This is a genomic window from Caballeronia sp. dw_19 (assembly GCF_018449515.1).
Taxonomy (GTDB): Bacteria; Pseudomonadota; Gammaproteobacteria; order Burkholderiales; family Burkholderiaceae; genus Caballeronia.
On the sequence record NZ_JAAVUQ010000010.1, the window covers coordinates 229,985 to 239,274 of the forward strand.

Consider the following 9,290-nt stretch of genomic DNA (forward strand, 5'->3'; position numbering starts at 1 on the left):
GGACGCCGTCCACAACGGTGTTGCATGGGGCGCGGGACACTATGTCCCCGCGCTCACATGCGGAAATGTTCGCCGAGATAAACGCGCCGCACGCTCTCATTTTCGATGATATCGCTTGGCGCCCCTGCTGCGAGCACGCTGCCGTCGCTGATGATGTAAGCATGGTCGCAGATGCCGAGCGTCTCGCGCACGTTGTGGTCCGTGATCAGCACGCCAATGTTGCGCTGCTTCAGGAACTTCACGATCTTCTGGATTTCGAGCACAGCGATTGGGTCAACGCCGGCGAACGGTTCGTCCAGCAGGATAAACGCCGGGTTGGTCGCGAGCGCACGGGCAATTTCCACGCGCCGGCGTTCGCCGCCCGAGAGTGACAAAGCCGGGTTTTCACGTAGATGCGCGATCTGAAGTTCGTCCAGCAACGCTTCCGCGCGATCCGTAATCGCTTGCTTGGAGAGCGGCTTTTCGTTTTCGTCCGTTTGCAGTTCAAGCACCGCGCGAATGTTCTGCTCGACGGTCAGCTTGCGGAACACGGAGGCTTCCTGCGGCAAATACGAGAGCCCCAGGCGCGCACGCTTGTGAATGGGCAGCAGGCTGATGGAGGTGCCGTCGAGCAGGATTTCGCCGGCATCCAGCGGCACCAGTCCGACGATCATGTAGAACGACGTCGTCTTGCCCGCGCCGTTCGGCCCGAGCAGCCCGACCACTTCGCCGCTTTTCACGTCGAGCGAGACATCTTTCACGACCGTGCGCGAGCCGTAGCGTTTCTTCAGGTTGCGGACGGTGAGCGAACTGCTCGTGCCGGCCGGCTTGCGATGAGGCATGGCGGGCGAATTCACGGCTGCTGCGTTCCTTGCATCTTGGTGGACGGCGTCAGGGTGGCCGGCGCGCCGTTCAGCGGCGCGGCGCCGCCGTTACGCGGGGCGAGCATGGCGCGCACGCGGCCAGTCGGGTTGCCTGGGCCGGCGACGTCAGGTCCGGCTTTCGCCGTATAGAAGTCTTTCTGGCCGTCGTAGGTAATCACGCTGCCGTGTACTTCGTCCTGGATCGTGGTGAGGCCCACGAGGCGGCGCACAACGGCACGCGTGGTCAGCGTGGTGAGATCCTGCTTGCCGTCGTAGTCGATCCGCACGGCGTTGCCTTCTATGTATTCGTCGAGGCCGTCGCGTTTCTGGCGGAAATACGAGAGCGCGCCGCCGGTGGACGTGCCGGTCGCGTACTGATACCCCTGCGGATCCTGCGTCACGTCGACACGGTCGGCCTTGATGATGATCGTGCCTTTGGTCGCGACAACGTGGCCCGTGAAGATGTTGACCTGCTTCAGGTCGTCATAGGTCATGTTGTCCGCTTCAATATTCAGCGGCTTGTCGTTGTCGGCGCGTTCGGCGTGCGCGGCTGGGGCGAAAGCCAATAGCGAGACCGCCAGCGGCAACGCCACGCATGTTGCCGCGATCCCGAATTGCACGATACGTGCGGCGCGGCGCGAAAACGCAGCGCATGCTGCGCACAGACGGCCGGATTCGGGTCGGAGAAACGGTTTGTTCATGCAGTCACACTTGAATGGATTAAGCGCAATTCGTCGGAACTGCCGGGTTTATTTGGATGAGGTGCCGAGGGTGTCGGAGGCGGCGATCTGGCCGCGCACCTGCCCAAAAAGCTTCATTACCCGGGTCGCGTTGTTGTAGTTCATGCCGTTGCCCGTCATCACGGACGGACCGCGCTGAAGTTTAACCGGCTTTTCTGTTTCGATGACATCGTCGTTCACAAGGATGCGAAAGTGCTCGGAATCCGCCGTCATCTGCGGGTCGCCGTAGCCTGCCACGCGCAAAATGTGCGCATTCTCGTACAAGTCGACAATCGAGACGTCGCCGTTCACCGTACCGCGCTCGGACGTGGCCGTCACGGTCGGGCGCAGCGGCTGGAACATGCGCATGGCGGGTTTCGTGAGGTCGCTGACTTCATTGTCCTCGTAATGCACCATCGAAATCGCGGTCAGCCGATACTGCGTCGTGCCCGTGGTGTCCAGTTCCGAGACCGAAAAGTTCGTCGCGAAATAGTCGGGCGTGTGTTCCTTCGGGCGCTCCGGTTCCTGTGGCTTGGGCATCGTAGCCTGCATCAGCCAGTAGGTGATGCCCGCCAGCGCGGCCGCCGCGACCAGCGGCAACGCTGAGGTCAGTTTCTTGGGTCGTTGCATGGGATTCAGGCTCCGATAGCCGCGGCAAGCAGGCCGTCGTAGCGATTCTGCGCGCGCAGGATGGCGTCGCAGACTTCACGCACCGCGCCTTCGCCGCCGCGCCTGGCCGTGGCCAAATGTACGCGGCTCAGCACTTCCTCATGCGCGTTGGCGGGCGCCGCTGCGAAACCGCACAGCCGCATCACGGCGAGATCGGGCCAGTCGTCGCCCATGTAGCCGCATTCGGTGGCCGGGATACCCGTGGTTTGCAGCAGTTGGGCCAGCGCGATGGTTTTATCGGCGACGCCCTGGTGCAGGTGCGTAATGCCCAGCTCGCCCGCCCGTGCCGCGACAATGCCGGAGTTGCGCCCGGTGATGATCGCTGTCTGCACGCCCGCCGATTGCAGCATTTTCACGCCGTGGCCGTCGAGTGAATTGAAGGACTTCATGGCGTCGCCGTTGGCGGTAAAAAACAGGCTGCCGTCGGTGAACACGCCGTCGATGTCGAAAATCATCAGTTTCACGCGGCTCGCGCGGTCGTGCGCGTCTTCCGTTGCGGCAATATCCGGCGTGAAAGACAAGGTCGACATCAGATTACCTTCTTGGAAAAGAGGTCGTGCATGTTCAGGGCGCCGATCAGGATCGCGTTTTCATCGACGACCAGCATCTGATTGATGCGATAACGCTCCATCAGTTCCACAGCTTCCACCGCGAGATGGTCCGGACCGATCGTGCGCGGATTACGCGTCATGACATCGATCAGCGGCAGCGCACGGAAATCGCCGTCGCTTTGAAGAATCCGGCGCAGGTCGCCGTCGGTGAAGATGCCTTCCACATGACGCTTTTCGTTGACCACGGCCGTCATGCCCATGCGCTTGGCGGTGATCTGGAAGAGGGCGTCGGAGACGGTGGCGTTCAGCGGCACTTCCGGCACTTCCGGCCCGACGCGCATCACGTCGCGTACGTAAGTGAGCAGGCGCCGGCCGAGCGCGCCGCCCGGATGCGAGCGCGCGAAGTCGTCGGGGCCGAAACCGCGGGCGTCGAGCACGACGACCGCGAGCGCGTCGCTCAATGCGAGCACGGCCGTTGTGCTGGCGGTCGGCGAGAGATTCATCGGGCAGGCTTCTTTATCGACGTGCGCGTTCAGATGCACGTCGGCCAGTTTCGCGAGGCTTGATTCCGGCCGCCCGGTGATGGCGATCAATTTTGCCCCGAGGCGCTTGATGATGGGCAGAATGGCAACGAGTTCGGAGGTTTCGCCCGAGTTCGACAGGGCGATGAACACGTCTTCGGCGGTCACCATGCCGAGGTCGCCGTGGCTCGCTTCGGCCGGATGAACGAAGAAGGCGGGCGTGCCGGTGCTCGCGAGCGTTGCCGCGAATTTACGGGCGATATGCCCGGATTTTCCGATACCCGATACCACCACGCGGCCCTTGCATCCGAGCAGGAATTCGACGGCGCCGGTGAAGTTGTCGTCGAGTTGCGCGGACAGGCCGCGCACAGCGTCGGCTTCAATTTCCAGCACGGTGCGAGCCAGCGCGAGTGCCCGGTCGCCATTGATTTTCGCTATCATGCGCGAAGTATAACAAAGGCATCTTTGCGCCGCGCCGGAGACGGGGCGGCCTTCAGCCGCTCATCCGCCCCCGAAAGGCCGTGTGTTTTGTTGCGCGCAAGCGTTGTGCGCGTTAAAAAAACACAAGATCCGGATGTGCTCCCCGAGCCGCCATCCGCCGACAAACGAGGACGCTAGACGGATGACTTCCCCGCTTGAAATGACGTTGCTGTTGCTGCTGTGTTCCGTGGCAGGGGTCGTCGTATTCCGCTTTTTCAACCTGCCGCCCATGTTGGGTTACCTGGCGGTCGGGATCATTGTCGGACCGCACGCCGCCGGCATCGCACCGGATAGTGACCGCGCGCAGCATCTGGCGGAATTCGGCGTTGTGTTCCTGATGTTTTCGATCGGGCTTGAATTTTCGTTATCGAAATTGCGTTCAATGCGGCGGATTGTGTTCGGCCTCGGCGCGAGTCAAGTGGCCGGAACGATTGCGTTGGCCCTTTTGTTCGGGTGGATCGCGAACTTCTGGACCGACATGTCGTGGGAGGCGAGCATTGCGCTGGGCGGCGCGTTGTCGATGTCGTCCACCGCCATCGTTTCAAAAATGCTGGCCGAGCGGCTTGAACTGGAATCCGAGCATGGCCGCAACATCTTCGGCGTATTGCTGTTCCAGGATCTGGCCGTGGTGCCGCTGCTGATCATCATTGCCGCGTTTGGGAATGGCAATTCGAAGGAGCTGGCGTTCTGGCTTGCGCTTGCAGCCATCAAGATCGTGGTTGCGTTGACGGTGCTGCTGTTCATCGGCCAGAAGTTCATGACGCGCTGGTTCAATATTGTCGCGCGCCGGCGCTCGCAAGAACTGTTCATGCTGAACCTGCTGCTGGTCACGCTGGGCGCGGCGTTCATCACCGATAAATTCGGCCTCTCGCTCGCGCTCGGCGCGTTTATCGCGGGTATGTTGATCGCGGAAACGCCTTACCGGCATCAGGTGGAAGAGGACATCAAGCCGTTTCGCGACGTGCTGCTCGGGCTGTTTTTCGTGACCACGGGCATGCTGCTCAATCCGCGCGTGATCTGGGAACATCCCTTTCTCGTGGCGTCGTTTTTCATCCTGCCGATCCTGCTGAAAGCCGTGATGATCACCGGCCTCGCGCGGCTGTTCGGCTCGCCCCCGGGCGTGGCGATGCGCACCGGCCTGAACCTGGCGCAAGCCGGCGAGTTCGGTTTCGTGCTGCTGAACCTGATCCTCGATAAACATCTGGTCGAGCCGGTGCTGCTGCAAGCCATCCTTTCGTCGATGCTGCTTTCCATGCTGGCCGCGCCGTTCATCATCCAGAACGCCGACCGCATCGTGCTGCGGCTTTCATCGACTGAATGGTTGCGGCAGTCGCTGCAAATGACGCGCATTGCGACGCAAAGCATCAAGCAGAGTGGCCACGTCATCATCTGCGGCTATGGCCGGGCGGGGCAGAATCTGGCGCGGATGCTGGAACACGAGGGGTTGTCGTACGTCGCGCTCGACCTGGACCCCGATCGCGTGGCGGCAGCGGCGGCGGCGGGTGAAAGCGTGGTGTACGGCGATGCCGGCCGGCGCGAGGCGCTGGTCGCCGCCGGCATACATCGCGCGGCCACGATCGCGATCACCTTCGCGAATACGCCGTCCGCGTTGCGCGTGCTGCACAGTATTCACGAGTTGGAGCCGACGTTGCCCACCATCGTGCGTACTGTCGATGACGCCGATCTGGAAAAGCTGATTGCGTCGGGTGCGACGGAAGTGATTCCGGAAATCGTGGAAGGTAGCTTGATGCTGGCGTCGCATACGCTGGTGCTGATGGGCGTGCCGATGCGGCGCGTGGTCCGGCGCGTGGAAGAAATGCGCGATGAGCGTTACAGCATGTTGCGCGGTTATTTTCACGGCGCGGATGAGGACGACGACGAGCGTCGCGAGCAGGTCCGGCTACAATCAGTTCCCGTCGATGCAAACGCCGACGCGGTCGGCCGTACGCTCGATGAGCTTGGGCTGGTGGGCGACGGGGTGGAAGTGACGGCAATTCGCCGGCATGGAATTCGCGGCGTGGAGCCTGATCCTGACACCAAGCTGCGGGCGAGCGACATTGTGGTGCTGCGCGGTTTGCCCGAGGCGTTGCAGCTGGCGGAAGAACGGCTGTCGCGCAATCGCCGTGCGGGCGCGGTAGCCTGACGTTTTCCAGGAGACATCAAACATGCCTGAGTTCGCAGCGCCCGCAGTGCCAAATTTATCCAATCCAGCCGGTTTTATCCGGGAGCGGATTCGCACGGTGCCGGACTGGCCGCAGCCCGGCGTGCAGTTCCGCGATATCACGCCGGTTTTGCGGGATCGGCGCGCGTTGCGTACGCTGATCGACCTGCTGGTGCAGCGCTATATAGATGCGCGAATCGACACGATCGCCGGGCTTGATGCGCGTGGTTTTATCATCGGGCCAATTCTGGCGTACGAATTGAGCCTGGGTTTCGTGCCGATCCGCAAGAAGGGCAAGCTGCCGTTCAGGACGCTGTCGCAGTCGTATGAACTTGAATATGGCAGCGCGACCGTCGAAATTCATGAAGATGCGTGCAAACCGGGTGAGCGGGTAGTGCTGGTTGATGACCTGATTGCAACCGGCGGCACGATGATGGCCGGCAAGATGTTGCTCGAACGGCTCGGCGCGGTGGTGGTCGAGGGGGCGGCGATTATCGATTTGCCGGAGCTGGGCGGGTCGACACTTCTGCGCGAATCGGGTTTGCCGCTTTATACGGTCTGTGAATTCAGCGGCCACTAATTTCTGCGATTTCTCCGAGTCATGCCTAATTTTCTTTTGTTTCTCGCGGCTTCCATTGCTATTACCGTGGCGCCCGGTCCGGACAATCTCCAGGTGCTCGCGCGTGGTATCTCGCAGGGGCGCGCGGCTGGGCTGGTTGCGGCGCTTGGGTTTGCTGCCGGGATTTCGTTTCACACGACGCTTGCCGCGCTTGGGGTGGCAGCGTTGCTCAAGTCTTCCCCGATGGCGTTTGAAGCGGTCAAGCTGGCCGGCGCTGCTTATCTGATCTGGATTGGCATCAAGGCGATTCGTAGCAAGGGTTTGTCGAGTGCGCATGAGCGGCCGAGTCAGCCGTTGGCCGTGGTGTTTCGGCAGAGTGTGATCGGCAATATGATGAATCCCAAAGTGACGCTGTTTTTCATCGTGTTCCTGCCGCAGTTCGTGAATCCGCATGGCGGCCAAAGCGTCATGTTGCAGATGTTCGAGCTTGGCGGCGTGTTCATGTTGCAGACGGTGGTGGTGTTCTCGGTTTTTGGCGTTGCCGCCGGGATGATCGGGGCTTATTTGAAGCGGCGTCCGAAGGTGGGGGTGTGGCTCGACCGGTTGGCCGGGGCGACGTTTATCGGGCTGGGGATTCGCGTGGCGTTGAAGGATTAAGAGGGGTTTCGGTCGCACCTAGCCGAGGGTTGCTTCGGCAGGTCCGGGCGGATGTCAGGTTGCCGCTTTTCAGGGTTCGTGGGCTGCTATTAAGGCAAGTGGCAGCAATCTGGCATTGACCCTCCCGACCAAACCCGAACCCCGACCTGAGTACGAACAAAACCCCCTGTACAATTTCCGGCTTTCCGCCGCCGGAGTCCATCGTGAGCTTGCCTGCCATTGTTGCCGCGCGTCGTTTCGATGCTTCGGCGCACCTGCCGTTTTACATCGACCGTGAACGGGTCGGCTGGATTCGGCGCACCGACGCGCCCGCGCTGCACTCATGGCCGGACGTGTTTCATATCGATCAAACGTCGATCCGTCTCGCCAATACCTTCTCCGATCTCAACGCGCGCAGCGCCGCGCTGGGCGCAGTCATCGGCATGCTGGCGGCCGACGGCCGCATTCCCGGCTGGCGCAACGAAACCTACGCGATCCGCAATGCCTTCGACGCCGAGCCGCTTGCGTTCATCGAACGGGCTGCGTCGCGGTTCTTCGGCACAATGACCTACGCCGTCCATCTGAACGGTATTGTTGAAGAGCCGGGCCGCGCGCCGGAGCTATGGATCGCCCGGCGCAGCGAAACAAAAGCGACCGATCCGGGCATGCTCGATAACGTGGTGGCGGGCGGTATCGGCTGGGGGATGGGGATCGAGGAAACGCTCGTGAAGGAGTGCTGGGAAGAAGCGGGCATGCAGCCGGAGCTTGCTGCCAAGGCCGTGCGCGGACGTGAATTCTACGTGCTGCAATCGCTGCCTGAAGGCACTCAGGCAGAGTTGATTTACGTTTTCGACTTGAGCTTGCCCGCGGATTTCGCGCCACGCAATCAGGATGGGGAAGTGGGCGAACACCGGCTTGCTCGTATCGATGAAGTCGCGCGGTGGATTGAAGAAGGCGCCATGACAGTCGATGCCAGTCTGGCCACCCTGGATTGCCTGCTGCGCCGCAACTGGATAGACGAAGAAGCGTGCGAGGGCATGCCGGCGATTTATTTACCGCCGGCGGTTTGAACGACCGTGAACCTGCTGTGAACGCGCGTTGAACGTGCTTTGAAACATCTCAAAGGAGTATCGGTTCATGTCGACCGAACATAGTTTTATCTTGAAGTTGTCGTGTCCGGATCGTCCCGGCATTGTGCATGCCGTGTCTGGATTCCTGTTCGATCTCGGCAGCAATATTCTCGATTCCGCGCAATTCGGTGACAGTCACACCGGCGAGTTCTTCATGCGCGTGCACTTCCAGCAAGTTGGCGGAGATCCGGGTCTCGTCGCGTTGCGGACGTCGTTCAGCACGCTTGCCGATGAGTTCGGCATGAAGTGGGAACTGCATGATGCGTCGGTGAAACCGCGCGTGATGATCATGGTGTCGAAGATCGGGCATTGCCTGAACGATTTGCTGTTCCGATATCGCACCGGCCAGCTCGGGATTGAGATTCCAGCGATCGTTTCGAATCATCGGGATTTTTATCAGCTTGCTGCCAGTTATGACGTGCCGTTTCATCATCTGCCGTTGATTGCGTCCACGCCTGAGGGGAAGGCTTCGCAGGAAGCGCGGGTGCTGGAGATCGTCGATCAGCACAAGATCGATCTTGTTGTGCTCGCGCGATATATGCAGATTTTGTCGCCGGAAATGTGCGTCGCGCTCAATGGCCGGGCGATCAATATTCATCATTCGTTCCTGCCGAGCTTCAAGGGCGCCAAGCCGTATTACCAGGCGTTTGATCGCGGTGTTAAGTTGATTGGCGCTACTGCGCATTATGTGACGACGGATCTTGATGAAGGGCCGATCATTGAGCAGGAAGTGGAGCGTGTGGACCACAGCATGGCGCCGGATCAGTTGACGGCGATCGGGCGTGATGTGGAGTGTGTGACGCTCGCGCGTGCGGTGCGGTGGCATGTGGAGCACCGGATCGTGCTGAATGGGAGTAAGACAGTAGTCTTTAGGTAGGTCGTTCGCACTTGGTTTTTGGGGTTTTGGGGTTTTGGGTTTTTGCGGCGGGAGGGTTCCGGGGGGCGGGGTTGTGCTCGGTTCCAGGGTTAGCGGTCGGAGGTTATGCCCGAGGGTAGGTTCTGGGGTTAGCGGTCAGGGGTTG

The 9,290-nt window shown here is 61.1% G+C and carries 10 protein-coding genes; 5 read left to right on the forward strand and 5 right to left on the reverse strand.

Annotation, left to right across the window (positions count from 1 at the left end; all coding sequences use genetic code 11):
* Nucleotides 1–53 precede the first annotated feature (53 nt).
* The 5 genes from lptB to kdsD are packed head-to-tail and all read right to left on the reverse strand — an operon-like array spanning nucleotide 54 to nucleotide 3,743.
* Nucleotides 54–821: an LPS export ABC transporter ATP-binding protein gene (gene lptB, locus HB376_RS16855; RefSeq protein WP_213764817.1), complete on the reverse strand. Its 768-nt coding sequence runs from the start codon at nucleotides 819–821 to the stop codon at nucleotides 54–56.
* A gap of 11 nt (nucleotides 822–832) precedes the next feature.
* Nucleotides 833–1,543 (reverse strand): lipopolysaccharide transport periplasmic protein LptA, encoded by a 711-nt coding sequence (lptA, locus tag HB376_RS16860; RefSeq protein WP_213764791.1) that lies wholly within the window; start codon nucleotides 1,541–1,543, stop codon nucleotides 833–835.
* A gap of 48 nt (nucleotides 1,544–1,591) precedes the next feature.
* A complete protein-coding gene (lptC, locus tag HB376_RS16865) occupies nucleotides 1,592–2,191 on the reverse strand; it encodes an LPS export ABC transporter periplasmic protein LptC (protein WP_213764792.1) in 600 nt (199 codons plus the stop codon).
* Nucleotides 2,192–2,196: 5 nt separating this feature from the next.
* Entirely contained in the window at nucleotides 2,197–2,760 is a 564-nt protein-coding gene (locus tag HB376_RS16870) for an HAD family hydrolase (RefSeq protein WP_213764793.1), read from the reverse strand.
* Nucleotides 2,760–3,743: an arabinose 5-phosphate isomerase KdsD gene (gene kdsD, locus HB376_RS16875; protein WP_213764794.1), complete on the reverse strand. Its 984-nt coding sequence runs from the start codon at nucleotides 3,741–3,743 to the stop codon at nucleotides 2,760–2,762. The genes HB376_RS16870 and kdsD overlap by 1 nt, the downstream gene beginning before the upstream one ends.
* A gap of 181 nt (nucleotides 3,744–3,924) precedes the next feature.
* On the opposite strand from kdsD, the gene HB376_RS16880 reads away from it, so the two are divergent.
* The 5 genes from HB376_RS16880 to purU all read left to right on the forward strand — a co-directional run bounded on the left by HB376_RS16880 (nucleotide 3,925) and on the right by purU (nucleotide 9,145).
* A complete protein-coding gene (locus tag HB376_RS16880; protein ID WP_213764795.1) occupies nucleotides 3,925–5,925 on the forward strand; it encodes a monovalent cation:proton antiporter family protein in 2,001 nt (666 codons plus the stop codon).
* A 22-nt stretch (nucleotides 5,926–5,947) separates the two neighbouring features.
* The gene (locus HB376_RS16885) at nucleotides 5,948–6,523 is read left to right on the forward strand and encodes an adenine phosphoribosyltransferase (RefSeq protein WP_213764796.1); all 576 of its coding nucleotides are present in this window, start codon (nucleotides 5,948–5,950) and stop codon (nucleotides 6,521–6,523) included.
* 21 nt (nucleotides 6,524–6,544) lie between these two features.
* The gene (locus HB376_RS16890; RefSeq protein ID WP_213764797.1) at nucleotides 6,545–7,159 is read left to right on the forward strand and encodes a LysE family translocator; all 615 of its coding nucleotides are present in this window, start codon (nucleotides 6,545–6,547) and stop codon (nucleotides 7,157–7,159) included.
* A 203-nt stretch (nucleotides 7,160–7,362) separates the two neighbouring features.
* Nucleotides 7,363–8,208, forward strand: a complete 846-nt coding sequence (locus HB376_RS16895) for a DUF4743 domain-containing protein (RefSeq protein WP_213764798.1) — start codon at nucleotides 7,363–7,365, stop codon at nucleotides 8,206–8,208.
* A 67-nt stretch (nucleotides 8,209–8,275) separates the two neighbouring features.
* Nucleotides 8,276–9,145 carry a formyltetrahydrofolate deformylase gene (purU, locus tag HB376_RS16900; RefSeq protein WP_213764799.1) on the forward strand — a complete coding sequence of 290 codons (870 nt, stop codon included), beginning with the start codon at nucleotides 8,276–8,278 and terminating at the stop codon, nucleotides 9,143–9,145.
* Nucleotides 9,146–9,290 lie beyond the last annotated feature (145 nt).